General features: G+C 40.0%; 22 protein-coding genes and 2 pseudogenes. 9 read left to right on the top strand and 15 right to left on the bottom strand.

All coding sequences use genetic code 11. The features are described from left to right. Positions 1-172: 172 nt before the first annotated feature. The 7 genes from C427_RS23000 to C427_RS22975 all read right to left on the bottom strand — a co-directional run bounded on the left by C427_RS23000 (position 173) and on the right by C427_RS22975 (position 4,237). Positions 173-748, bottom strand: coding sequence for a sigma-70 family RNA polymerase sigma factor (locus C427_RS23000; protein ID WP_007642673.1), 576 nt, complete (start codon positions 746-748; stop codon positions 173-175). Positions 749-759: 11 nt separating this feature from the next. Continuing rightward, positions 760-1,611 carry a mechanosensitive ion channel family protein gene (locus C427_RS22995; RefSeq protein ID WP_007642671.1) on the bottom strand — a complete coding sequence of 284 codons (852 nt, stop codon included), beginning with the start codon at positions 1,609-1,611 and terminating at the stop codon, positions 760-762. 34 nt (positions 1,612-1,645) lie between these two features. Beyond that, complete coding sequence (locus C427_RS22990; protein WP_007642669.1) at positions 1,646-1,891, bottom strand: hypothetical protein; 246 nt, start codon at positions 1,889-1,891, stop codon at positions 1,646-1,648. A 368-nt stretch (positions 1,892-2,259) separates the two neighbouring features. After that, positions 2,260-3,087 (bottom strand): mechanosensitive ion channel family protein, encoded by an 828-nt coding sequence (locus tag C427_RS22985; RefSeq protein WP_007642667.1) that lies wholly within the window; start codon positions 3,085-3,087, stop codon positions 2,260-2,262. A gap of 79 nt (positions 3,088-3,166) precedes the next feature. Then, on the bottom strand, positions 3,167-3,349 hold the full coding sequence (locus tag C427_RS28015; protein ID WP_034900229.1) for a magnesium transporter: 183 nt from the start codon (positions 3,347-3,349) through the stop codon (positions 3,167-3,169). A 336-nt stretch (positions 3,350-3,685) separates the two neighbouring features. Further along, a complete protein-coding gene (locus C427_RS26095; RefSeq protein WP_007642663.1) occupies positions 3,686-3,880 on the bottom strand; it encodes a hypothetical protein in 195 nt (64 codons plus the stop codon). Positions 3,881-3,925: 45 nt separating this feature from the next. Continuing rightward, positions 3,926-4,237: a hypothetical protein gene (locus tag C427_RS22975; RefSeq protein WP_034900227.1), complete on the bottom strand. Its 312-nt coding sequence runs from the start codon at positions 4,235-4,237 to the stop codon at positions 3,926-3,928. Positions 4,238-4,513: 276 nt separating this feature from the next. On the opposite strand from C427_RS22975, the pseudogene C427_RS22970 reads away from it, so the two are divergent. The 3 genes and pseudogenes from C427_RS22970 to C427_RS22960 all read left to right on the top strand — a co-directional run bounded on the left by C427_RS22970 (position 4,514) and on the right by C427_RS22960 (position 8,013). Continuing rightward, positions 4,514-5,555, top strand: a pseudogene (locus C427_RS22970) (DUF21 domain-containing protein). A gap of 39 nt (positions 5,556-5,594) precedes the next feature. Beyond that, positions 5,595-6,221: a DUF502 domain-containing protein gene (locus tag C427_RS22965; RefSeq protein WP_007642656.1), complete on the top strand. Its 627-nt coding sequence runs from the start codon at positions 5,595-5,597 to the stop codon at positions 6,219-6,221. Between the two features lie 109 nt (positions 6,222-6,330). Beyond that, entirely contained in the window at positions 6,331-8,013 is a 1,683-nt protein-coding gene (locus tag C427_RS22960; protein WP_187292439.1) for a SulP family inorganic anion transporter, read from the top strand. Positions 8,014-8,525: 512 nt separating this feature from the next. Here the strand turns inward: C427_RS22960 and C427_RS22955 are convergent. Continuing rightward, positions 8,526-9,257 (bottom strand): complex I subunit 5 family protein, encoded by a 732-nt coding sequence (locus C427_RS22955; RefSeq protein ID WP_007642649.1) that lies wholly within the window; start codon positions 9,255-9,257, stop codon positions 8,526-8,528. Positions 9,258-9,959: 702 nt separating this feature from the next. On the opposite strand from C427_RS22955, the pseudogene rimK reads away from it, so the two are divergent. The 3 genes and pseudogenes from rimK to C427_RS22940 all read left to right on the top strand — a co-directional run bounded on the left by rimK (position 9,960) and on the right by C427_RS22940 (position 14,425). After that, a pseudogene (gene rimK, locus C427_RS22950) lies at positions 9,960-10,866 on the top strand (30S ribosomal protein S6--L-glutamate ligase). A gap of 4 nt (positions 10,867-10,870) precedes the next feature. Then, on the top strand, positions 10,871-11,905 hold the full coding sequence (locus C427_RS22945; protein WP_007642643.1) for a succinylglutamate desuccinylase/aspartoacylase family protein: 1,035 nt from the start codon (positions 10,871-10,873) through the stop codon (positions 11,903-11,905). Positions 11,906-12,100: 195 nt separating this feature from the next. Next, complete coding sequence (locus tag C427_RS22940) at positions 12,101-14,425, top strand: Tex family protein (RefSeq protein ID WP_034900244.1); 2,325 nt, start codon at positions 12,101-12,103, stop codon at positions 14,423-14,425. An 84-nt stretch (positions 14,426-14,509) separates the two neighbouring features. On the opposite strand, the gene C427_RS22935 is transcribed toward C427_RS22940, so the two are convergent. Both C427_RS22935 and C427_RS22930 read right to left on the bottom strand, forming a co-directional pair. Then, a complete protein-coding gene (locus C427_RS22935) occupies positions 14,510-15,472 on the bottom strand; it encodes a putative metalloprotease CJM1_0395 family protein (RefSeq protein WP_007637049.1) in 963 nt (320 codons plus the stop codon). A gap of 18 nt (positions 15,473-15,490) precedes the next feature. Continuing rightward, complete coding sequence (locus tag C427_RS22930) at positions 15,491-15,814, bottom strand: hypothetical protein (protein ID WP_007637048.1); 324 nt, start codon at positions 15,812-15,814, stop codon at positions 15,491-15,493. A gap of 372 nt (positions 15,815-16,186) precedes the next feature. Here C427_RS22930 and C427_RS22925 point away from each other — a divergent pair, with 372 nt between their 5' ends. Further along, a complete protein-coding gene (locus C427_RS22925) occupies positions 16,187-16,864 on the top strand; it encodes a ComF family protein (RefSeq protein ID WP_007637046.1) in 678 nt (225 codons plus the stop codon). A 7-nt stretch (positions 16,865-16,871) separates the two neighbouring features. Here the strand turns inward: C427_RS22925 and C427_RS22920 are convergent, their stop codons facing one another. Further along, entirely contained in the window at positions 16,872-19,418 is a 2,547-nt protein-coding gene (locus tag C427_RS22920; protein WP_007637045.1) for a M14 metallopeptidase family protein, read from the bottom strand. A gap of 144 nt (positions 19,419-19,562) precedes the next feature. On the opposite strand from C427_RS22920, the gene nfuA reads away from it, so the two are divergent. Next, on the top strand, positions 19,563-20,141 hold the full coding sequence (nfuA, locus tag C427_RS22915) for a Fe-S biogenesis protein NfuA (protein WP_007637044.1): 579 nt from the start codon (positions 19,563-19,565) through the stop codon (positions 20,139-20,141). A 253-nt stretch (positions 20,142-20,394) separates the two neighbouring features. Here nfuA and C427_RS22910 read toward each other — a convergent pair whose 3' ends face one another. Beyond that, on the bottom strand, positions 20,395-21,732 hold the full coding sequence (locus C427_RS22910; RefSeq protein WP_007637042.1) for an MATE family efflux transporter: 1,338 nt from the start codon (positions 21,730-21,732) through the stop codon (positions 20,395-20,397). A 26-nt stretch (positions 21,733-21,758) separates the two neighbouring features. Here C427_RS22910 and C427_RS22905 point away from each other — a divergent pair, with 26 nt between their 5' ends. Next, complete coding sequence (locus C427_RS22905) at positions 21,759-22,814, top strand: polysaccharide deacetylase family protein (protein WP_007637041.1); 1,056 nt, start codon at positions 21,759-21,761, stop codon at positions 22,812-22,814. Here the strand turns inward: C427_RS22905 and C427_RS22900 are convergent. The 3 genes from C427_RS22900 to cyoE are packed head-to-tail and all read right to left on the bottom strand — an operon-like array spanning position 22,806 to position 24,988. Next, complete coding sequence (locus C427_RS22900; protein WP_015431405.1) at positions 22,806-23,423, bottom strand: GNAT family N-acetyltransferase; 618 nt, start codon at positions 23,421-23,423, stop codon at positions 22,806-22,808. The genes C427_RS22905 and C427_RS22900 overlap by 9 nt on opposite strands. A gap of 3 nt (positions 23,424-23,426) precedes the next feature. Then, a complete protein-coding gene (locus C427_RS22895) occupies positions 23,427-24,074 on the bottom strand; it encodes an SCO family protein (RefSeq protein WP_015431404.1) in 648 nt (215 codons plus the stop codon). A 2-nt stretch (positions 24,075-24,076) separates the two neighbouring features. Next, a complete protein-coding gene (gene cyoE, locus C427_RS22890) occupies positions 24,077-24,988 on the bottom strand; it encodes a heme o synthase (protein ID WP_007637038.1) in 912 nt (303 codons plus the stop codon). Position 24,989: the final 1 nt, after the last annotated feature.

The raw sequence follows: 24,989 nt of genomic DNA, 5'->3' as shown, positions 1-24,989 counted from the left end.
ATGCTGACGCAAAGTACAACGGTGTACCTGAAGGATATTTTAAATTTTAAAATATTTTATCTACCTTATTTTTTACCGACAACGCGTCAGATAAATATTCATTAAAATTTGAGAAATAAGAGTCGTAGTACCAAATATATGGGATGCGGATACATTGTGTCCATCTAACAGACTACTTCTTAGTATTATTTGGTATTTTTTCCAATGCACGTTTATAACGCATTTTCACAGTACTCAGATTCTGATCTACAATCTCTGAGATTTCATTAAATTTTAGTCCGCTAACGATCCTAAACACCACAATTGAACGCTCTTCCACACTCAGGTTAGCTAACCAAAGATCAATCTTTTCATTGTATTCAATTGACACAGATTCAACTTGTTCTTCCGCTATAAAATCAGCCTCATCCATAGCAACAAGCGTCAGCTTTTTTTTCCTGAGACGGTTCAATGATTGATTATGGGCAATCTGATATATCCATGTTTTAAAACTGGAGCGTCCTTCAAAGCGATGGATATTGTTAAACACGTTTAACAATGTGTCGCTCACAGTTTCTTCTGCTTCTTCAATCGAGCCAAGATATCTGTAACAGACTTGTATTAATTTTGAGTGATATCTATGAAAGATCACTTCATATGCAGTTGTCACATAGGGCAACTGAATACGAGCAATCCTTAGAAGCTCACTGTCATCTAGCTGCGACAACCTCTCTGAGACTCTACTGGCACCTAGCCTTGTGGTTTTCATGGTTAATGTTTTTAAGACTCTTCCCAGCGTTCAGCCAACTTGGTTATGGTATAGGTCTTAGTCAGTAAGTCTTGATTAGGAATGCTCATCTGTAGTCCGTCTTTGTTTTCTATAATGGTATTAACGGTGCTGACCTGAATAACGTTTCCAATAAAACCATCAAATTCAATTTCATCTCCTGGTAACAATTGTTCTCTTGCATATATGCCTGAAACAATACTGTTTGCGATGGCCTTGGTTCCTAAACCTAACGCCAACGCGAGGGCGACTCCCATACTCGCTATTAACACAGTAAAAATAGTGTTTAGCAGTTCTGTTTCTAATTGAAGTTGGCCAACAACTAATGAAAAGGTGATGAATATCACTAACATTTGAAGCATTTTTGCTGCAGCGTCACCAAACTCAATACCCATATTCTCAAAAGACGCTTCTACTTGTTTTTTGACTGCCTTAGCAATAAATAAACCAATAACTGTAATCACCACTGCGCCAACTAATTTAGGAAGATACAACACGAACTCATCCAACAGAGACGACAGCCTGTCTAACCCTAACGTTTCTGCACCGGCAACAAGAATAATCAGCACAAAAAATAGATAAAGGATACGTCCTACAAGCGTCGACGGACTTAATTTAAACCCCAAGGTTTTCAATCCCCTCTCGATACCCAGCATATCGCAAAGCGTATTAAAGCCTACTTTCTCAATGACCTTTGCAAACCACTTGGTCACAAATTTAGACAATAAAAGACCTATAAAAATGAAAATTATAGTGGCAATCAAATTAGGTAAAAACCCAGCAATTTCTGTCCAAAAGCGCGTCAAGGCATTGCCAAACGATTGGGTCCAAATATCTATGTTCATGTCGGTTCTCCATTTTTGAATAAGGTGTGTAATTTCAATTTTTGTTGTTTTTTGTTTGTTTTAGCTTTTGACGCAAGTCGAAGCGACGTTTTGCTGAATATGCTGACGCACCAAAACCTAACAACAAAACCCAAAACCAACCAACAAAAAGGCTGCCAACATCTTTGATTGCTGTTGTGTTCGTAGATTTTCTGAGAACCTGTTGTAATGCTTTATCTTCATCAGTAACAGGCGCACTTTGGTTCAACAGCTTTTTTAACTGTTCTTCATCCGGGCTCATGGCGATTCTCCAACTAAACGTAAAATGGGCCAATCACGGTGCTTAGCCCTTTCTAATTATTTGACTAATTTACTATCAGCATTACAACGCGTCTAAATGGCGTTCACAGGTATAGACTAGTCAAAACGAAAAGAAGTCACATTTTAAGAATATTAATTTAAAAAGTCACCTTATGACCAATTGGCACTTCATTCCGTCTAACAGATAGTGATATATAAGATTAGGTTTTGATAAGGAAAGTTTTTGTGCAATGGAGCTAGGCATTGGCAGTTTACCCCTTCTGAAAAATGCCTCTGTTTTAAAAAACAACGTATAGTTGAATTGAACAGGTCTATTTACCCAGTGCGTTTTTAAATAACTCTTAGCTATTAAGCCTTAGTATTCTGCTTACTCAGTTCTTTATACCAAAGCGTCATAAAATCCTTTGTCAATTTATGTTCAATATCAAGAGCCTTTTCAATCGGACAAAACAAGGTGAAACTTGCCTTAAATTCTCCAATTTCTGTAGTACCAAAATATATTTCAGGCTCTGGACCAGATACTTGAGCATCTAATTTTCTTTCAATAACAGAATTATATCGACCTGCGACATCTATAAAATCTTCACAATAATGTTTGGCTTTGTTGGATAATGTTTCATAAATGGAATAAGGGTTAAGACTTTCTTTACGCACAATCATAAAATGATGGGTGACATAACGCTTACTGAAATTTAAGTTTTTTATGGCGCTGGTAATCAGTTTGTTGTTGGGGATATACACTGTTTTTCTTGAAAACTGATAAGTATTGATGTCGATTTCATGCAACGTCGTTTTTATCCAGTCAGTTTCCACCACTTCGCCAAAATAATCACCTACTTGAATCCAATCACCTATCTTAAAAGGTCTAGTTGTGACCAGATAGAAAAAACCGATCACACATTGAATAAACTCTCTTGTAGCAATCACAATAGCTACAGCAAAAGCCGCAATCGATAATGCAAAATTCTGAATTTCAGCAGCCCATATAGACAACAGCAACAACATCATAATGAAATTAATAAAATGCTTAATGTTATGAGACGTATTTCTAACATCTAGCTGCTTTTTTTCGGCGCGCTCTTTGGCTAATTTATCTACCAGCGCTTTTAAACCAAACGCGAGGCTGATAACGATTAAAGAAATTAAAACTGGATGTATCAGTATATCTTTGAGCATAAATTCCTAATGGGTTAACGTTTTATAGCAGTAAAAAGCTATAAAAAATATTTATTAAACCTTGAGTAGGCCTTACTATTTAATTTCTTGGCAGCATATCTGATAGCAACAAAGCTATTCCCAAAAACGACATGAAACCAGCAATATCAGTGATAGTGGTCAACACGATTGACGATGATTGGGCAGGGTTCATACCAAACTTTTTTAGCGCAATAGGCACTACGGCTCCAACTTTCCCTGCAATCATCAAAGCTAATATCATTACTAAATCAATGACTATAGCAAGCCCCCAAGGATTGACTCCAGAAATACAAGGATACAGAACAAGTAAGGGCAGTTACCAAACCATTGAGCAGCCCAGTCACCATTATTTCATTCATACTCTGCGCTATTGCACGAGAATAAGCACTCGCCCTTCATCAGTTTTAATCACAGCATGGTTGAGGTAATGTTAATCAAGGTTCCTTCTATTCCGGCCATTTAGAGATGTTCATTAAACCGAAAGTGACTTTTAGCCTGTTTAGAGGTAATAGTATTTGCCAAAAATGCATTGCTTCCTATGCCAAATGCAAATAACAGTACTATCACAATCACTATATTAAACGTGGTATTGAATATTGATACTACGCAGTTCGATACCGACGACTAGGGCAACGAAGAATATAGAAATTCTGGCTATACTCCCTAATGATTCAGATTGACTAAGCACTGAAACTTCATCAGCACTCTCGCTATCACCCCCACAATATTGCCCAAGAGAGAACCAGTAATCAAAATAAAAGCGGTGCCACATAACCTAACAATGCATTGAACCATGAAGAGAAAATCTAGCCCTAAACTAGACGTTGCCGCTGCAAAAAACCAGCATCACCACCCAAAAAGCTTTTTTACTAATGACGGCGGCATGAGACGCTTTAATTTCATCGACTCCCTTCACTGCGACTTCTCTAACAACTTTTTGCCACATTCGGCTAATGAACATAACAGACGTCAGCGTTAACTTGCTAAATACCCAAGTAATTAACCACCCTAATAAAATAAGAAATAGTGCACCAATCAGTTTCGGAACATGTAAACCAAATAAGAATTTAATTGCTCGTAGTTTGTAGACAAAGCAGTTTGAGTGGTCATTCTCAGTTTCCTTTAGCAAGATTCATTTTAAGTCTATTATTTTAGACGCATTTTTGTCAAAGTTGGTCACATCAAACTCCACTTTTTGAACTATTCGTTTTGGGAATATTTGTTTTAAACGATTTAAAACAAATAGCCAGAAATAAATGGAATTAACCACAGAATACCTGCCTGCATGTGACTTTTATCACTAACCCTGTGTCTAATTTTAAATCGTGGGTTATTATAATGTGACTACTTTACACACTTCAGATCACGCCCCTATTTCACTTTAATTATTGATAGAGAAAATCACATGACATATGACATCTTAGCCTGGATAGGCATCGCGTTTTGTATCACGCAATCAGCTATTTTTTCTGGGTTAAATCTGGCATTTTTCAGCTTAAGTCGATTGCAATTAGAGGTAGAAGCAAAACAAAATAACAAAAAATGCTATTGTGATCCTGTCGATGCGCGAAGACTCTAATTTTTTGCTTTCGACCGTACTCTGGGGAAATGTGTCAATCAATGTAATGTTAACGATTTTGTCGGGTTCGGTGCTTACGGGTCTTTCTGCGTTCTTATTTTCAACTATCGCAATTACATTTTTAGGTGAAATTTTCCCACAAGCCTATTTCTCTCGAAACGCGTTACTGGTTGCTGCAAAGTTGACACCCATTATTAAGTTTTATCAAATTTTACTATTCCCCGTTGCCAAGTTAACCGCATTAATCTTGGATGGATGGTTAGGTAAAGAAGGTATTACCTACTATAGAGAGAAACAACTGGCAGCGATTATCAAAGCACATATCGATTCCGACGATACCGATATGGCGCATGTTCAAGGTCGAGGAGCCCTCAATTTTTTACAGGTAGAAAACATCACAGTATTTGAGGAAGGAGAACTACTTGATCCTGATAGTATTATAACTATGCCGAGCAAATTAGATTTTCCAATATTACCCAGCAACGGCACCTCAGAATTTAAAGATTTCATTCGAGCAGTGAATCACTCTGGCCATAAATGGGTATTGATTCAAAGCGAAGAAAATGAGCCCTTATTAATGCTTGATGCAGATGGGTTTGTGCGCTCAACAACCCTAGAAAATGAGGTGACAGATCCCTACTTATTTTGCCATAGGCCTATTATTATTCGGGATCCGAAATGCACTTTGGGAGAAGCATTAAAAAAAATGAAATCAGTACACGATGAAGAGCCCACCTCAGACGAAGTGTTGCATACCGATGTGATAGTGGTGTGGACCGATTTACCGCATCGCGTTATTACCGGTGCAGATATACTCGGTCGCTTATTAAAAGGTATAGGACAAGAGCAACATGCCTCGCAAAGTTAGACTGTTCCATTTTACGATGATGGCGAAAAAGGAAAATAAATGTTGAAGAAAATTGCTCTTTTAATGGCTCAGGGCTTACTTGCTCTGCTGCCAATATCACTGACACTCTATTTTCTGGTGTGGTTGGTGACAGCAATTGAAACAGGATTAACCCCGCTTATTCCTGCCTCTATTTATTTTCCTGGAATGGGCTTGTTTGCCGGCCTTTTGGTATTATTGATAGTTGGGATTGCAGTCAACGTTTATATTGTCGAACTTTTCATAGGTTGGAGCGGAAAAGTATTTGAACGAATCCCTCTTATCAAAACAATATATGGAGCCATTCAAGACGCCGTTAATTTAATCAATTTAGGGAAACAGCAAAAAATACAAAGCGTGGTATCGGTTAAGATAACCGAGAGTATTCATCTAATAGGCTTTGTCACGAGCCACGAAGGTGCAAAAGAATTATTTAAGGATGAGAAAAAGATAGGTGTATACATACCATTAAGTTATCAAATAGGTGGCTATACGCTATATATCGATAGCGACCAAGTTTCCCCTTTGGATATTGATGTTGAAACGGCGATGAGAATAGCCCTCACTGGTGGTAATGCTTCAGGGTTCAAAGCAGGTCAAAAAACAAAAGTGCCATCTACTGTTATCAAAACAAATAAAGTCCCTTAGAATGAATTAGAAAATAAAATTACTTATTTTTTAATGTGAAATAATCCTGCCACCACTAGACTATATTTCTAGCAAGGAAACCACTGTTTTGTCACGTTTGTATGATGTCATGCCTGGTTTGAACATATTGTTTAATTATGAGCGTAAATGGCTTGCGGATGATGCTAAAGCAGCATTGTCAGTCGCCGCAGTAGCTTTACCTGTGGCTATCGCTTATGCCCAACTGACTGGTGTTAATGCTGCCGTAGGGCTTTACTCCTGCATATTACCAATGATGGTATACGCTTTATTTGGTACCTCTAAACAGTTGATTGTGGGACCCGATGCTGCGACCTGCGCAGTTATTGCTGCGGTGGTAACACCTTTAGCAGCAGGTGATAGCATTAAGCATTGGCAGTTAGTCATAACAATGACGGCCATGACCGGTTTTTGGTGCATCATTGCCAGTCGATTTAAGCTGGGCGTTCTGGCTGATTTTTTATCCAAACCTATCTTAATGGGCCTATTAAACGGCGTCGCGATCACTATTATTGTAGGTCAGTTTTCTAAAGTGCTTGGCTTTACGTTTGATGAAAAGTACTTGATCGAACGTTTAGGAGGTGTGCCAACATATCTATCACAAGCTCATGTTCCAACCATATTAATGGCCTTGCTTACCGTAAGTATTTATTTTGGTATGAAACGCCTTAAACCCACTTGGCCCGCATCTATGTTCGCCATTGCTTTTGGTGCGGCGTTAGTTTGGCTTTTAAATTTAGAACAACTCGACATAAAAACCATTGGAATTGTGGATGGTGGATTACCCTTGTTTCAAGCACCTGACTTTAATGTGGGCATCATTCGCGAACTTGTAATGCCTGCGCTTAACTTAGCGATCGTGAGCTTTGTGAGCATGATGCTTACCGCCCGCAGTTTTGCTTCAAAAAATGGCTATGATATTGATGCTGATAAAGAGTTTATGGCCTTGGGCATGGCAAATTTTGCATCCGCTTTATCACAGGGCTTTGCGGTGAGTGGCGCAGACTCCCGAACGGCAGTGAATGATGCGAATGGTGGTAAAACACAGCTAGTCTCTATTATAGCGGCTATTATCATTGCCATAATTGCCATTTGTTTAACTGCGCCACTTGAGTTTATTCCCAGTGCCGCATTGGGTGTAGTGTTAATAATTGCTTCGGTTCACCTTTTAGATTTGAAAGCGGTTTGGAAATTAAGACAGAAAGATAAACAAGCATTTTACTTAACCCTGATCACATTATTTGCAGTGCTGTTTATCGGTGTTATTCCAGGCATAACACTTGCGGTACTACTCGGTTTGTTCCAATTTATTCGCACAGTAATGCGTCCAACCGACCATATATTGGGTGTTGATATAAATGGTGTAGTCAGAAGTCTAGATACCAGTGATAAGGCAAAATCGATAGACGGTATTTTTATTTATCGCTTTAATTCGCCGTTAACCTACTTTAACTCTAGTTATTTTAAGCGAAGATTATTAGAGCAATATGCCAGACATAAAGATGATATTCAGTGTGTAATAATTGATGCGGTTCCGTGTTTCACTCATTTAGATTTAAGTGTTATGGCAATGCTGGATGATTTGAATACTATATTTAGAAAGCGCGGAGTACGTCTTGAACTCGCCGGTAGAAAACGACAGTTACTTGCGTGGTTCGAAAAAGCAGATATTAAGTCAGGTAGCGATGGTATTTATGTGCATTCTGACTTGTACTTAGCGTTAAGAATAAACCAAAGTAAACAAGTCACAGATGAAGAGAAACCAACGATTTAAAGGCTCAACTTCTACCTTCTATTAATTTCCCAAGTGCTCCATCAGTGTCTTAATTCAATAGCTATTAAACAACTATCAAAGCTACAAAGACCAATGAGAGCACCGTTAAAACCACGACTGACAAATGAGCAGAATTGGCAGTAGATATCCGATTGATAGTTAATATGATGAATTTAGTATAGAAATATTGTTTTCTCTGGGCTGTGGTTGCCATTATTCTGCTCACGCTCATCATTAGTGATGAAAAATACGTTCCTATAATATTTAAACCTGTGGCTCTTTTTAGAGCCACGTTACAGGCTTTATTCACATATTTTCTGCATATTTAGTCAATAATACCCCCGTAAAAAGACTACTAATACTTATTAATGTGGGTAGAAGTGGCATTCCGATTAGTTGCTCTTTCAACAACAGTTTTGCGTAACATCCACTTAAGAATGGCATACCAACTAATGCCAATGCAGGTATGGTTATCACAAAAAATGCAAAATATCGTGCCTGAGATTTTAGTGTCAAAATGGAGATATACCGATACTAAAAAATAAGGCGCTTTTAGCTAATCCATGATGAGTGCAGTACAAAATCATAACGGTAATAATAGCATCTCGATTGTCTGGTAATGTAAAAGTGGCGCCAAATGCCATAGTCAAAATACCCATTTGACTGACGGTTGAGTACGCAAGCACTACTTTAGGGTTGTGTTGAAACACCCCTTTGATTGCGCCTGAAAAGGTACCAACAACCCCCAATCCTAATAACAAGCAACCGATTATCTCAACAGGCTCAGCACTGTGTGGCACAAATCGGAGCCAACCAATGACGCCCGCTTTTACCATAAAGCCACTCAATATCGCGCTTGCGGGAACAGGCGCCACAGGGTGTGCTTTGGGTAACCACCAGTGCATACCGAACAACCCCACTTTAGAGCCAAAGCCAAGCACCACAATGAGACTAGTGATCCAGGCTAGTTTACTATTAAGAGCAAACCCTGCGTGCCATTGGTATAAACAGAATCCACTAAATAGCAGCACTTCACCGATAATGACCCAATGAATATAGCTACGAGCGGCCTCTCTAGCTTCTTCAGAAAGTTGATGAATAACCAGCACAAAAGAAGACAAGCTCATTAAGGTAAAGAAAGTAATAAAACCGTATGGGTCTTGGCTCAGTGTCAAACCAAAACATCCAGACATCGCCAATAACATAAAGATCGTAAAGATTGATTGTTTAGGATCTTTAGCCATATAAAATTGAGCATATAGGCTAGCTAAAAACTACAAAACACCGGCCAACATTAAGAATAGCGGGATTGTTTTATCGAGTAATAATTCGTTACTGAAAAACAAAAATGATGAAGAAGAGGCATAATCAATGCCTGTAAATGCGAAATAAATGGCCGGTAAAGCGCACATTGGGGCACAGGCGATGAAAACACGTTTATGCCTAGATAAAAAATAATACTCCGGCAAACAACATTGGAGCCAATAAAATAATCCATGGCACTAAGGATGATGATTCAACATAAATATTAATAAGAGAAGAAACGTTTTGACAAATAATTATCTTCTGGTATTCATAATTCCAAAAACTGATGCGAATTAAGTATGTTAAGTTTAGAAGTCCCGATATTGTGTTTTGCAGGAAAATTAGCATTTATAATTACACATTAACTTTCACTCAAACTAGAGGCTAATTTTGACAGATATCTACCATTTTTAACAACAATTGTTTGAATATAATTCCTGTTTTCATACATTTAGAACAGATCTACAACCCACATATGACGTGTAGAAACATCTAAAAGTCACAATGGCGTAAAATTTAAATACTTAAAAAATAACAAGCATTTTATGTTCCATATTAGCTAAAATATTTTTATTATTTTGTGACTATTTAATTAACAAGCTAGTCTATGAACCTGTTATTTATAAAAAAAGGCAATCGAAATGAAAGTAGCAATCTTATCCAGAAATAAAAAATTATATTCTACTCGCCGTTTGAAAGAAGCCGGTGAAGCCCTTGGCCATGAAGTTGACATTATCGATACTCTGCACTGTTACATGGATATCACGAGTAACAGGCCTGTGGTTCGTTATAAAGGCGCAGAGCTTCCACAATATGATGCAGTGATACCGCGAATTGGCGCCTCTATTTCATTTTATGGTACGGCTGTGGTTCGTCAGTTTGAAATGACCGGAGCTTTTTGCGTTAATGAATCTGTTGCGATTAGCCGTTCTAGAGATAAGTTGCGTTCCATGCAATTATTATCAAGAAAAGGTATAGGCCTGCCAAGAACGGGGTTTGCTAACCGTCCTGACAATATTAAAGATTTGATTAAAAACGTGGGTGGTGCACCTTGTGTTATTAAACTACTTGAAGGTACTCAAGGCATAGGTGTGGTGCTTGCTGAAACAACCAAAACAGCAGAAGCAATTGTTGAAGCATTTATGGGTTTAAATGCTGATATCTTGATACAAGAATTTATCAAAGAAGCTGGTGGTGCGGATATCCGCTGTTTCGTTGTAGGCGACCGCGTTGTGGCAGCGATGAAACGTCAAGGTGCTGAAGGTGAATTTAGATCAAACCTTCACCGAGGTGGTTCGGCAGTTTTGATAAAGCTTACACCAGAAGAAAGAGCAACAGCGGTTTCGGCGGCAAATATCATGGGACTAAACGTATGTGGTGTTGATTTACTTCGTGCCGAACGTGGTCCAGTTGTGATGGAAGTCAATTCATCACCAGGCTTAGAAGGCATCGAAGCTGCGACTAAAAAAGACGTCGCCACGTTGATTTTCAAGCATATTGAAAAGTATGCAAAAACCTCATAAAAATCGCACCCAAGGTAAGGGCTAAGTCTGTGGCGGATACTTTTTCTATTGCTGGAAACAAAATTGGCTTAGGGGAAAGAGTGCAACTCGAACTCCCTGTGGCAAAGTTATATACAGACTCTCAGATGTCAGTCTCTGTCGATGTAATACGCGCTAAAAAGCCAGGTCCGACACTTTTCGTCAGCGCTGCAATTCATGGCGATGAGTTAAATGGGATTGAAATTATCCGCCGTTTGCTCATTTCAAAGTCGCTTAAATTATCAAGAGGCACGCTCATTGCTGTGCCCATAGTTAACGTTTATGGGATGCTAAATCAAAGTCGATATATGCCAGACAGACGCGACTTAAATAGATGTTTCCCGGGCTCGGCAAAAGGCTCACTGGCTGGTCGACTTGCCCATCTGTTTTTAACAGAAGTAGCGAGTAAATGTGAATACGGAATTGACCTACACACAGGTGCTATTAATCGCGGTAATTTGCCACAAATCAGAGCGAACCTTAAGGATGAAGAAACTTTATCCCTAGCTCACGCTTTTGGTGTACCGGTGTTACTCAATTCAGACTTGCGAGACGGTTCATTACGACAATCTGCGTCAGAAAATGGCACTAAAATTCTTCTTTATGAAGCGGGAGAAGCACTTCGATTCGATGAAGTGGCGATTCGGGTTGGATTAAGGGGCATTTTCAATGTTATGTCACAACTGGGTATGGTCAGACGCCGAACCAGTAAAAAGAAGAAAACATTGCCTTTTGTTGCCAACAATAGCGCTTGGGTGCGAGCTACAGCCAGCGGTATGGTATTAGATAAAAAACAATTGGGTGATCATGTAGAAAAAGGCGATGCCTTAGCTCAGATATGCAGCCCAACAGGCAGCTTTATTGAAATTGTATCAGCACCTAAAGCCGGGATTATCATTGGCAAGCAGAATATTCCTTTGGTACAAGAAGGTGATGCGATGTTTCATGTTGCAAACTTCGAAGCACCAGATGAAGTGGCCACTAACATAGATATGATGAATGACGATATGGCTAAAAAATTAGAGGAAGCGTCTCTGGAAGATTAGCAGATGCAGACTATCTGAATAATCAATGTTCAGGCAGGAAAACTTGGGTTTCCCTGCCTTTTTCCATTTTAATAGTGGATTAAACTTATGATCCGCTAAATATTGCCATTTTTATTCATCTATCACTGGTAATTTATCTCTCACACCCCTATAACGTGCCTAGATTGAAATGAATGACAAACAGGGTCTTCGATGATGATAGTAGAAAAAATTGCGCATGAGTTACAAGTTCAAGCGCAACAGGTTCAAGCTGCGGTAAAATTGCTGGATGAAGGGTCAACTGTGCCTTTTATTGCTCGTTATCGAAAAGAAGCCACTAACGGTCTCGACGACATAGCCCTGAGAAAGTTAGAACAACGCTTAACTTACTTGCGTGATTTAGAAGACCGACGAAAAGTCATTATCAGGTCGATCGAAGAGCAACAAAAAATGACCCCTCAATTGAAGGCAAGTTTGTTTGATGCAGAAAACAAAACTGAATTAGAGGATATATACCTACCGTTCAAACCAAAACGTCGCACCAAAGGGCAAATTGCTATTGAGTTGGGACTTGAACCTTTAGCCAATGCATTGTTTCATAACCCACAACTCACTCCTGAGTCTGAAGCTCAAGCATTTGTAACAGAAAATGCTGATATACCCGATACGAAAACAGCTTTAGATGGCGCAAAGTATATTTTAATGGAGCGATTTGCTGAAGATGCAAAATTGTTGCAAAAGGTACGTCAGTATTTAAACAAACATGCCCATATAAAAAGCCAAGTCATTGTCGGTAAAGAATCCGAAGGCAGTAAGTACAAAGATTACTTTTCACATACCGAACTATTGAAAAAAGTGCCTTCACATCGGTCGCTTGCAATGTTCAGAGGCAGGAATGAAAAGTTTTTGCAAGTCAGTCTAGATGCTGACCCAGAGAAGGATGAAGGCGATAAAAGCTCATATTGTGAACAAATTATCGCTGAGCACTTCAATATTAAATTTGCCAACAGACCAGCAGACGCTTGGTTAGCCACAGTGGTGCAATGGACATGGCGAGTCAAAACACTTTTACATATGGAAAATGAATTATTTGGTGCAGTCCGTGAGCAAGCCGAACAAGATGCTATTAATGTATTTGCCAAGAATCTAAATGATCTATTAATGGCGGCGCCGGCTGGCCCCAAAGTCACTATGGGCTTAGATCCAGGTTTACGCACAGGTGTCAAAATAGCGATTGTAGACTCAACTGGGAAAGTATTAGCTGCGTCTACTATTTTTCCTCATGTGCCACAGAATCAGTGGGATAAATCGCTTCGCACCCTGGCTACTTTATGTAAGCAATATAAGGTACAACTTATCAGTATTGGTAATGGTACTGGCTCAAGAGAAACCGATAAACTTACAGCTGAAATGATCAAAGCCAATCCCGAATTGTCAGTGACTAAAATTATTGTCAGTGAAGCGGGAGCCTCTGTTTATTCTGCTTCAGAACTTGCTTCAAATGAACTGCCCAATATGGATGTTTCATTACGTGGTGCAGTATCTATCGCAAGGCGTTTACAAGATCCACTAGCAGAATTAGTCAAAATTGAACCCAAAGCTATCGGCGTAGGCCAATACCAACACGACGTTAGCCAGAGCAACTTAGGTAAATCACTGAGTACAGTGATTGAAGACTGTGTGAATGCAGTCGGCGTGGATATCAACACCGCGTCAGGTGCTTTACTGAGTCATGTATCGGGTCTGAATCGTACTTTGGCGAATAACATCGTTAGTTTTCGTGACCTGCATGGGGCCTTTAAGCGCCGTAAGGCCTTGCTTGATGTTGAACGCCTAGGGCCAAAAGCCTATGAGCAGGCGGCAGGTTTTTTAAGAATCATGGGCGGAGATGACCCTCTAGATGCATCAGCGGTACACCCCGAAGCCTATCCAGTGGTTAACTCGATTGTCGCACATGCTTGTATTGCGATGAACGACATAGTCGGTAATACCGAAATACTGAAAAAACTTAAGCCTGAAGACTTTGTGACTGACCAGTTTGGCTTACCCACAGTGACAGACATTATTAGCGAGCTTGATAAACCCGGTCGCGATCCTCGCCCAGAATTTAAAACAGCCAACTTTAAAGATGATGTTCAATCTTTGAAAGACTTAAAAGTAGGTATGATTTTAGAAGGTGTCGTGAGTAACGTTGCAAACTTTGGGGCTTTTGTCGATGTAGGTGTACATCAGGATGGGCTGGTACACATCAGCGCCATGACCGACAAATTTATTTCTGACCCCAGGGATATTGTAAAAACAGGCGATATTGTCAAAGTAAAAGTGATGGAAGTAGATGTTGATAGAAAACGTGTGTCCTTCACTATGCGAATGGGCGACACGCCTAATCAAGCGCCAAAACCATCAGGGCAAAAACACAACTCAGACAAAAACCCCCATACCCGACCGGCTAAAACTAATCAACTGCAGACTCAACCTAAACAGTCAAACCAAATGATGGGCAACGCTTTTGCTGATGCTTTTGCCAAAGCAAAAAAATAACCACTTTATCTAGTACCTAAAAACTAACAAGCCCTCAAAAGAGGGCTTGTTAGTTTTTAGGTACTACGTACTTTTCACTGAAACTTAAGCAGATTGCTGCATTCCTTCAGAACGGGGATTAGTCACTTGTTGATAAAAGTTTTCAATCACTGACGCTCTACGACTCATCTCTAAATCTCTATTTGCGATAAATTGACTGGCAGCATCCGAATCAAATTCAGTCACATTCTGTTCATCGTCCTCTGACTGACTTATATCCAGTGAACGAGTCGGTATACCCACATCTGAGGCGTCAATAATATCATCAAGTAAAGGAGGCTCACCAATAATTGCACTCTGCTGCTGTTGTTCGCTTTGTTGGGCATCCGGAATAGCTTGATTATAGGACAGTTGAGCTTCTTCAGCTTTTGCACTGGCTATTTGTGTTCGCGCCTCAAGCGTTATTTGAGTGGCTTCGGATGCAACTCTTAAGTCTTGTGCACTTGGCACTGCAGGAGATAAGGCCGCGGCTTTAACTTGCTGCGCTTTGCGAATGGTTTCCTCAGGTGTGGAGGCTTCAGATATATCAATTGAAACCTCGCCCCCTACTGCATAGCGCCTACCATCAGGACCTCTTTCGTATTCATACTGAGGTGGGCTTACATATTGTCCACCCAAAGAAGCATGAGCTTGTTCATGGGCTCTTACTTCAGCATCTCGTTGTTTCAGCTCTGTCAGTTGTTGTTCGGCTTGTTGTTGTTGTTTATCTTCGGCATTTTCTTTACCGGCACTAGCATCTTGGCCATTGTCTTTAGAAGCATCATTTTGGGTATTGAGTTGCTGACCCGATTGAGGAACCGGTTTTTCGTAAGTAAGGGGCGGCGGTGCTTGTCCAGGCGTTTTAACCTTATCAGCATCAGAGCCCACCCCTGTTTCAGCGGCTAGCTTTTCATTAGCCGCTAAAGCTGGCACCGCCTCTCGCAGAGTATTATCTCTGCGTACCGCCTCAGTATTAACGGTACCGACATTAAATACTGTTGGAGTGGGGACGGGGGGGAGAATATTCATAATATCTGTCGCCTAGTACTAGGCCAGAATATCCAAGATGGTGCCAACAGTATTGCTAGCAGTATCTACTACTTTGGTAGAAGCTTGAGCGTTGGTCAGGTTTATTGACAGCCCAACTAAATTTGAAGTAATACCATCGGGTGCTTGCGGAAGAACTTGTTTGATTGCATTTAGCTGGTTTAATGTAGCGTTTGCTAAAAACTCTTGAGGATCGCGCGAAGGGGCCGAAAAAGCTGACAAGTTGGCCAAATTGGATGTATTCTGTGACACACCATCATATGCCCGTTTGATGCCTATAGTGCCACTGACAATGGCAGAATTTATATTGTTAATAATGTCCATCTACCTTACCTCTACTACTTAACCTCTCGTGTTCAATTATTAACCATTTTAATGTTTTTTTAAAGCTTCAACTTTATATATAAGTGATTTAGATCTTTAAACAAGTGCTTTCATCAAGCGTTATGCAAATTATAAACAAAAGGTAACTGTTGATGGTTTAGCCTGTAACCCGTCATATCAATAGTGGTGATACAAAACTCACTCTTAAAAATGTCTAGTAAAGGTTTCCAAACGCCACTATCTAGGCCCAACCATGTAAAAAGAAAAGCGGCTTCCTACAACTCACAGTTGATACGTTTAATATCATTGACATTTCTTCTACACTTAAGCTCGAAAGACTGATTTTTCATTAAGTACCAGGATGATAGCAAGATGCAAATCGCTCTAAGTCAAAGTTGTTTAGTCTGCAAACAAACCAGTAACAGCGCAATATGCCAATACTGCACTGATGATCTTACACTCTTTGATATTGACCGATACCATCACAATTTGATGTTATCGCCAAAAATAAACAAAGGATTGGTAAACGTAGATTTTCCACAAGTGTTGGCTCTTGCAGATTATCAGTGGCCATTATCAAAATTATTGACGGGATTAAAATTTTCAAAACAAGTTCCAAATGCCCATGCTCTAGCAACGCTTTTTGTGAAACACTGCTTACGTTCTAACGCTATGTTGCCGCAACTGATTATTCCAATGCCGTTACACAAAAACCGCTATTTATTCAGAAAGTTCAATCAAAGCATAGAGTTGACTAAGCAGATTTGCAGCTTAAGTCAATTAGACATGGACACTTCGATCATCAGCAGATGTAAATCTACTCCAGCGCAAACTGACTTATCAGCCGCTCAAAGACGTAAAAACTTGCAAAACGCTTTTGCAATTGATGCAACAGCGGCACAGCGGCTAAAAAACTATAAGCACATTGCCTTATTCGACGATGTCATCACCACGGGAAGTACAATGAACGCAGCTTATCGCAGCATACGTAAGCACCATCCTAGTTTAAAAATTGATGTCTGGAGTATTTGCCTCACCCTTACGCATTAACGTTGCTTTACCCTTGCGCGTTAATAAAACCAGCCATAAAAATGGCATTGCTCATCAAGCGGCTAGTGCCATACCAAACACCTCTGAAGTTGACGTTAGTAGCAAAGCCTATCACTTTACCTTTGCCAAAATTGTGGGAAACAATGGCAGCGCTGCCGCCAATGAGCTGTTGTAACTCATCAGCAGTATACCCTGCCATAAGTGGTGTTTTAGTGTAACTCGCTGCGGTAATAAACGGTTTATCGGGTTGGCGCATCACCAACGCACTGTTTCTAAACATGGGCAATGTAGTAGACTTATAACCAAAGGCGAGTGGATGGCTTAGATCCAACTGCGTCTCAAATACAGCGCCAGCAATTCTTTGCTTGGCTTTCAGTGCTTCCTGATCTCTATATGTCATGCCTGTTGTTTCAAACGCTAACTTAATCTCACTGTTAGTTTTAAAGCCTGCCTTAAGCCATTTTTTATCAGAAAACCAATTTGCCGCAGATTTTTGGCCGATGAGTATGCCTCCTTTATTTAACCAGCCTTCAATTTTACTGACCGTTGTGTCAGTCACATCTTTATACGTGCCTTCAACCCATATCATATGGGTGTAGCTGTCCAATGAAAGTTTACCCAGTTGCTCTAAATCTGTGATGGAAACAGGCATATCAACATGCTGATCTAAGTAGTGCCAGACTTCACCTAATTCATATTGGGAAGTACCGCGCCCTCCTACTAACAAGACTTTGGGCTGGGTAACATTGAGCATTTTACGACTACCTAAATCAATACCTTGACGGGTTAGCCCTGATGTAACTGAATGAATAGCAATATCTAGCCCCATATTTTGCGAGCCAATGATGTCTAACAAATTATCAGGTTGCTCTAAGGCAATAGGCACAATCACTGCACCGGCAGAAAAACTCATACCACCTTGTGCGGTTTGTGCAAAAAAAGCTTCACCTGCAAGTTTTACTTTCACTTTATTCGCTAATAAACGCTGTAAAAGTTTAGGGGCTTGATAATTCTGCCAAGAAAAAGCATAGGCATAAGCCCCAGGCAATAATCCAGGATTAACAGTTTTGGGTATGTTAACAGGCTCTTTATCAAGCTTGGGTTGCCGCTCAACTGCCTGATATTGAATATTAAATGCGAGTGGTAAATTCCAATTCGACACATCATAAAAAGTATTGTCATCAAAAGATTTACGGGTTGAGAAAAGAGATTTTATGAGTCGATACTGAGGCTGGTCGAGTGGTACAAACATACTATTGACTGTATCGAATATTTGTCCATCTGCTTTTACATCCTTACTTAAAGGGTAATATTGAATTTGATGTGATGACAATATCTCCAGCATTTTTGAGAAACGGGCTTGGTCAAATTTCTCATTCAAAATATAACCCGCTAAATCATCATCTTTAACTAAACCTTTGGTTTGCTCTGCAAAGTCTATTTGATAATCAAGAATCGCTTGTTTATTAGCTAATGCGCCAGCAAAAGTAGAGAGGGAAGTTGTCACTTGATTTTGAATCGTATCTGAAAACTTCAATCTACCATGTACGGAATCTTGAAGATGCCCTCGGCTGCTGGCTTGCTCAAACAATATACCGATACTGCCGTGGGCATCTGGATAAGTTGAGCCTTTGCCATAATAAAAATCGTCAAAACTTTCTTGAGTGAAATAAAGCTGTTTTGTTTTGTCTAATGCTGCAGCGTGAAAATCTCCCAGTGCAGCAGTCAACTCAACATTTTTTAACGGTGTCCAAGGGTTTTTTCTAGAAGAAATACCCGGTTGGAAGAAGAAAGTGCTATCAGTACCCATTTCATGAAAATCAGTTAACACATGGGGACGCCACTGATGGAATTGATGAATACGGGCTTGAGACTCTGGATGGGTCAACAACAACCAATCGCGATTTAAGTCAAACCAGTAATGGTTAGTTCGTCCTGAAGGCCAAGCCTGTTGATGTTCTCGATGATTAGGATCAGCCACTAAGTTCTTACTTTTGTGCATATTGGCCCACTGAGCAAAGCGTGATAAACCATCAGGGTTGACGCTTGGATCGAGTAAAACAATATTGTCATTAAGTAACTGATCTATCATTTCACTCTGACCTGCAGCAAGATAATAAGCGATTAACAGGGCAGCATTCGAGCCTGAAGGTTCGTCGCCATGCACGCTGTAACCCATCCATAGAATTAATGGATCATTTTTATCAGTAGATTGCCCTAAATTTTTAATATGTCGGGCTTGGATGGCGGCTAAATTCTGCTGATTTTCAGCAGAACTAAAGGCTAATAGATAAAGAGGGCGGTTTTCGTGCGTACGCCCAGTTTCGACTAAGCTGACGCGGTCTGACTGTGATGCCAACACTCGCATATAGTTAGCTATTTGATCATGACGTACGTGCCATTCTCCTACTGACGCCCCTAACGCTTGAGTTGGAGTAGTAATATTAGCTTTATATTGAGTACCTGCTGGTAAATAAGCAACATCGGCTACAGCATTAGCCTGTGCACTGATAAACAAAAAACAAAAAGTAAAAATTTGAAACATCAAATTCATAAAAAACAGTCCAAACCATCAATATTTGTAAAAATAGTCGCACGTTTTAGTCGAAATTAACATAAGGAAAAACGATTACTTGAGTGTTTTAGTCAAGTAATTTTGTTATTATATAAACAGACACTTTTAAGAGGAAGATAGCCCATGATTAACATTTCAGAAACAGCGCAAGCACATTTCTGTAAGCTGCTGGCAAACCAAGAACCTGATACCAATATCAGAGTGTTTGTGGTCAGCCCCGGCACACCCAGTGCAGAATGTGGCGTATCTTATTGTCCACCAGACGCGATAGAGAAATCAGACACTGTGCTAGAATTTAATGGTTTTGATGCAGTCGTTGATTTAGAAAGCGTGCCTTTCCTTGAAGAAGCCGAAATTGATTTTGTGACCGACCAAATGGGATCACAACTTACACTTAAAGCCCCGAATGCTAAAGCACGCAAAGTAGATAGTGACGCACCTTTAGCTGAACGAGTGAGTTACATGATTGAAGCAGAAATCAATCCGCAACTTGCTAGCCACGGTGGTAACGTGACATTAGTTGAAATCACAGAAGAAAAAGAAGCGGTGTTACGATTTGGTGGTGGCTGTAACGGTTGTTCACAAGTAGATCTCACCTTGAAAGAAGGCGTCGAAAAACAAATGCTTGAACAATTTCCTGGTGAATTATTAGCTGTGAAAGACGCCACTGAACATGAAGCAGGCGAGCACTCTTACTACTAGAGTTACTCTCCAATACCATCTCGGTGAGGATACAATATTAACTGGTTACAACGTTTAGCAAACGACCCAAGTAAAAGTTGGACTTTTTTCAAACGTGGCCTAGGTATATTTTGCTTAGGCGCAGTAGCCGTATTAATAGGCGCAAAATATGCGCCTATAATCCAAATTCCTGGGCTAGTTTTATTGGCAGTTGGTAGCTTATATTCTTTTAGAGGCTACCTTGGAATTTTGGCACATCGTATGACGCCCAGTTTTAAACCGCCACCCTCCCAGTTCGACAGAGATAAATAAAGTAACCACCCAAGCTTATTCCGCGAGACAGTAAAAAAAGTAACATCGCGATCCATAAACCTTGGTTTGCATAATCTGTCAATATCCAAATAACCGGAAAATAAACAGTTAACCCACACAACAGCATACTATTTCGCATAGCTTTTGCACGAGTTAACCCCACAAACACACCATCTAAAAAGAAACACCAATGAGCGATGACGGGCAAACAATATACAAAAATTAAGTAGTCTTTCATTTCTAATTGAAGAGTCGCTTGGTTTGTTATTAAGCTAATAATCTCAGTTCCCCATACAATAAAAACCAATGAGTAAATGACAGCAACAAAGGTAGACCACAGCAATCCATGTAAAGTGACATGAATAATGCCATTTACACTCTTTTGTCCTTTTTGTTCACCTACTAATGCTTCTGCTGCATAAGCAACACCGTCTAATCCAAGGGCAATTAAGGTGAAAAACTGCATTAATATGGCGTTGATTGCCGCTGACGTAGACCCAAATCCTACGCCTTTAAAAATAAGGAATGCGATGCAGCCTTGTAATATAAGGTTTCGAAAAAACGTATTGCCGTTAAGGGATAATAGTGGACGTAGATAGACACCTGAGAACCATTTTTTTTGTATTATTGGCTTACCAATAATGTTGAACGCAACAATCATACTTATGATTGAAATTGAATAATCAGCAACGACGCTGGCCAGCGCCACTCCAAACACCTCCAGCCCTAAACCAAACACAAACCAGAGGTTGAGTACCAAGTTCAATAAATTTGCGAACACCTGAATCAGCAACACCGGTTTGGCTTTTTGCTGGCCTATCAGCCAACCAACCAAGGCTAGATTAACTATAGCAGCAGGCGCACCCCAGATACGCGTAGAGAAATACTCTTTTATAACCCCCTCAATAACGGGCGTAGCATCGGCGAAGTATAAACCCAAGGCTAAAATACCATCTTGCATTAATAACAAAAGGCAACCTAACAAAAAGCCAATCAATATGCCCTGAAACAGGCTTTGATTAAGTTGATTATTATCTTTACTGCCTTTTGCCTGTGCACTAAGGCCTGTACTGGTCATCCTTAGAAAGCCACATAACCAGTACAATTGAGTAATAATCAATGCTGCTACCGAGGCGCCAGCAAGAAAATACACATCTTTCATATGACCTAACACCGCTGTGTCAACCAATCCCATTAGGGGAGTCGTGACATTGCTTAAAATCATAGGTATCGCAATAACAATAATTTTTTGGTGCAGACTAATCTGAAAGAAGTTTGATAGAGTATTGTTATTATTCATATAGTTTTCATTTATGAAGGAAATGCATGAGAAAAACACGGGGTATTATAGCGTTGACAATAACATCTGCGCTACTAAGCATAAACACTTGGGCAAAAGACAATGCAGTTATCCTGCTATATCACCACGTCAGTGATAGTACTCCCAAGGTGACGTCAGTCTCACCCGATACTTTTCGAGAACACATGCAATATTTAACCGACCATCATCAGGTATTACCGCTTAAAGAGGTAATAGAAACCCTGCAAAACAAGCAACCTTTGCCTGACAAAGCAGTGGTAATTACATTTGATGACGGTTATGAAAATATTTATGACAATGCTCATCCTATCCTTAAAGAATTTTCATTTCCCTATACCATTTTTATTAACCCGCCGCTGATTGGCAATGTGAGTTATCAACTTGATTGGCAACAAGTTAAAACAATGGCGAATGAAGGCGCAAGCTTTGCTAATCATGGTAGTCAACATACCCATATGTTGACAAAAGGTGACAGTGAATCGGATGAAAGTTGGTTGCAGCGCAGTATTCAAGAAATAGAAAACGCTGAGACTATTCTCAAAGATAACTTAGGTTACAGCTTGAAATACTTTGCTTATCCTTATGGGGAGTTTGATTCAAAACTACAAGCGAGACTAAGCTCCAAGGGCTATATTAGTTTTGCCCAACATAGCGGTGCCATTGCTTCTCACAGCGACTTTTCTGCCTTGCCACGTTATCCGTCTGCAGGCATATACAGTAATATTAAAAGCTTGATGGTTAAATTAAACAGCTTGGCGATGCCTGTTGATAACGTTTATCCAAGCGATCCTAAGATCGAATTACCTTCTTACAATCAACACCTTTCGTTTAATGTAAAAACTGAAGACTTAAGGCCACCGCAAATTAACTGCTTTCAAAATGGACAGGCTTTAAACAAGTCACTTGACGGAAATACTGTTTCCGTGGCTATAACACCCATCACTAAGCCAGGAAGACATAGATTGAATTGCACGGCTCCCAGTATTAGCGAAAAAGGTAGGTTCTATTGGTTTTCACAACCCTTTTTTATGCCAACAGCTGAGGGGAAGTGGCTAGACTAATTTTTTGCTAAGATGACGGTGCGAACCTATACCCAAGGTTCGCATTCTTTGGCTAATACCTGATTCACATTCCTGAATAAAGCCCCGCCCTAGATAAAAATCTATTGCTTGTGAATTGGTACTTTCAACATCGAGGCATAGGGCAGATTTACCACAGTCTATCGCTTTTTGTTGTGCAAACTTTAACAAATTAGTTGCTACACCTTGTCTTTGATACTTTGCAAGCACAGCAAAATGTCCAATACATAATTCATGTTTTTTAGGTTTTGGAATACAATCATGCAAAGCTTGGCTAGCTTGCAACACAGAAAATGCGTGGGCAATGCCATAAAAACTCGTTAAGTTGTTAAACGTGGCCTGATGGAAGGAATCTGATAAATCACTGTGCCATGCACTTACACAGCCGGCGACTTGCTTGTCGATTTCTGCCACCCAATGATTACCATAACCGAATTGACCGTCACAGTTTAAAAGATTTGAATGTAGGAAATTTAACGACGACAACTCGTCGTTAACATCAAAAGTAGCGGCTAATGTAACAGCTGCAGAACTAAAAATTAATGGCGCCAAAAAGCAAGCATCATTCTTATTAGCCGTTCTGTAATTCATTCCTTAGTCGTTTATTGGGACATAATTGCCGGCATATCGGCCAGTATTTTTTTGTCCTTCACTAATCGGCAACTTGCCTACCGCAAAATCTGGCTTAAAGCGTCCTACCACTTGGGCTTTTGGATTCACGACCACCACAGATGAACTATGATCAACTAAGTAGTTAGGGTTGTCTGTGCTCTCAGACATCGAATACATCATGCCCATCGCTCTGACTAATGGAAATAATTGTACATGTTCTCCACTGACCGCAATAAAGTCAGGGTGAAAAAAGTGAATATATTCGTTTAACCGTTTTGGGGTGTCACGCTTAGGGTCAACAGACATCAGCACCACTTGAATAGGAAAATCCGTGGGTATTTTTTGTAGCTCTGGATAAATACTTTTTAACTCTGCCAAGGTAGTCGGGCAAATATCGGGGCAATATGTATAACCAACAAAAACCAGACTCCAATGTCCTATCAGATTCTCTGGTGTGAAGCTTTGGTTATTATGATCTACTAACTGAAAATCAGGCAGAGCTCTAGCCTGCGGATAAGTACTTACATGTTGTGTTTTATTAATGTTGCTAGGAGGAGCAATATTAATGGCTGCATAGACCCCAATAACCAAGGCAACAAAAGCAATCAGGCCGGCTTGTAATCTACTCATACCTAAAACCGCACATAATGATCAACTAAAAGCACTACAAACAGCACCATCAGATGAATAATGGAGTATTTAAAAGTTTTCATAGCTGTTTGTTCAGTTGCAGTAAATTTCAATTTCCATGCGTAGTACAAAAAGCCTGCATTTAACAAAGATGAGCCGATAAGATAGATAAGACCAGACATGCCCACTAAATAAGGAAGCAAACACACCACGCAGAGTAAAACCGTATACAACAGGATAGAGGTTTTAGTAAAATCAATACCATGAGTCACAGGCAGCATAGGTACTTTGGCTTTGGCATAGTCTTTTTCGCGATGAATCGCTAAAGCCCAAAAATGTGGTGGTGTCCAAATAAACACAATCAATACCAATAATAATGCATGGGCGTGAATTTCTCCTGTTACAGCTGTCCAGCCAAGTAATGGAGGAATAGCACCCGCTAAACCGCCGATAACAATATTTTGTGGTGTGGCTCGTTTCAAATACATGGTGTATACCACCGCATATCCCAATAAACCTGCGAATGTTAATACTGCCGTTAAACGGTTGACCCAAAGTTCAAGGATCACATAGCCCACAACTGTTAATGCCGCAGCAAACATTAGCGCTTTTTGCGGGGTCACTTTACCTTTAGCTACCGGGCGATTAAATGTGCGTGCCATTTTACCGTCTATTTCTCTATCAACAACATGGTTCACTACAGCTGCAGCAGACGATAGAAAACCAATACCTATTAATCCGGCAATCAGAATTTGCCAACTGATCCAAGTATCACTCGCTAAACACATACCCACTAAAGCAGTTAACAATAACAATAACACTACCTTGGGCTTAGTTAATTCATAATAATCTTGGCAAGTAGACCATAAATTAAATTGATTATTCTGTTGCTCTACAGCCACGACCTTGCTCATA

It is taken from the genome of Paraglaciecola psychrophila 170, from assembly GCF_000347635.1.
Classification (GTDB): domain Bacteria; phylum Pseudomonadota; class Gammaproteobacteria; order Enterobacterales; family Alteromonadaceae; genus Paraglaciecola; species Paraglaciecola psychrophila.
Note: the sequence above shows the minus strand (reverse complement) of the source record. Positions and strands in the feature narration are given on the sequence as shown.

Bases quoted from the DNA above. Each gene is read 5' to 3' on its own strand.
- C427_RS23000 (WP_007642673.1), bottom strand. From the start codon at position 748: ATGAAAACCACAAGGCTAGGTGCCAGTAGAGTCTCAGAGAGGTTGTCG.
- C427_RS22995 (WP_007642671.1), bottom strand. From the start codon at position 1,611: ATGAACATAGATATTTGGACCCAATCGTTTGGCAATGCCTTGACGCGC.
- C427_RS22990 (WP_007642669.1), bottom strand. From the start codon at position 1,891: ATGAGCCCGGATGAAGAACAGTTAAAAAAGCTGTTGAACCAAAGTGCG.
- C427_RS22985 (WP_007642667.1), bottom strand. From the start codon at position 3,087: ATGCTCAAAGATATACTGATACATCCAGTTTTAATTTCTTTAATCGTT.
- C427_RS28015 (WP_034900229.1), bottom strand. From the start codon at position 3,349: ATGATATTAGCTTTGATGATTGCAGGGAAAGTTGGAGCCGTAGTGCCT.
- C427_RS26095 (WP_007642663.1), bottom strand. From the start codon at position 3,880: ATGTGGCACCGCTTTTATTTTGATTACTGGTTCTCTCTTGGGCAATAT.
- C427_RS22965 (WP_007642656.1), top strand. From the start codon at position 5,595: ATGTTGAAGAAAATTGCTCTTTTAATGGCTCAGGGCTTACTTGCTCTG.
- C427_RS22960 (WP_187292439.1), top strand. From the start codon at position 6,331: ATGCCTGGTTTGAACATATTGTTTAATTATGAGCGTAAATGGCTTGCG.
- C427_RS22955 (WP_007642649.1), bottom strand. From the start codon at position 9,257: ATGGCTAAAGATCCTAAACAATCAATCTTTACGATCTTTATGTTATTG.
- C427_RS22940 (WP_034900244.1), top strand. From the start codon at position 12,101: ATGATAGTAGAAAAAATTGCGCATGAGTTACAAGTTCAAGCGCAACAG.
- C427_RS22935 (WP_007637049.1), bottom strand. From the start codon at position 15,472: ATGAATATTCTCCCCCCCGTCCCCACTCCAACAGTATTTAATGTCGGT.
- C427_RS22930 (WP_007637048.1), bottom strand. From the start codon at position 15,814: ATGGACATTATTAACAATATAAATTCTGCCATTGTCAGTGGCACTATA.
- C427_RS22925 (WP_007637046.1), top strand. From the start codon at position 16,187: ATGCAAATCGCTCTAAGTCAAAGTTGTTTAGTCTGCAAACAAACCAGT.
- C427_RS22920 (WP_007637045.1), bottom strand. From the start codon at position 19,418: ATGAATTTGATGTTTCAAATTTTTACTTTTTGTTTTTTGTTTATCAGT.
- nfuA (WP_007637044.1), top strand. From the start codon at position 19,563: ATGATTAACATTTCAGAAACAGCGCAAGCACATTTCTGTAAGCTGCTG.
- C427_RS22910 (WP_007637042.1), bottom strand. From the start codon at position 21,732: ATGAATAATAACAATACTCTATCAAACTTCTTTCAGATTAGTCTGCAC.
- C427_RS22905 (WP_007637041.1), top strand. From the start codon at position 21,759: ATGAGAAAAACACGGGGTATTATAGCGTTGACAATAACATCTGCGCTA.
- C427_RS22900 (WP_015431405.1), bottom strand. From the start codon at position 23,423: ATGAATTACAGAACGGCTAATAAGAATGATGCTTGCTTTTTGGCGCCA.
- C427_RS22895 (WP_015431404.1), bottom strand. From the start codon at position 24,074: ATGAGTAGATTACAAGCCGGCCTGATTGCTTTTGTTGCCTTGGTTATT.
- cyoE (WP_007637038.1), bottom strand. From the start codon at position 24,988: ATGAGCAAGGTCGTGGCTGTAGAGCAACAGAATAATCAATTTAATTTA.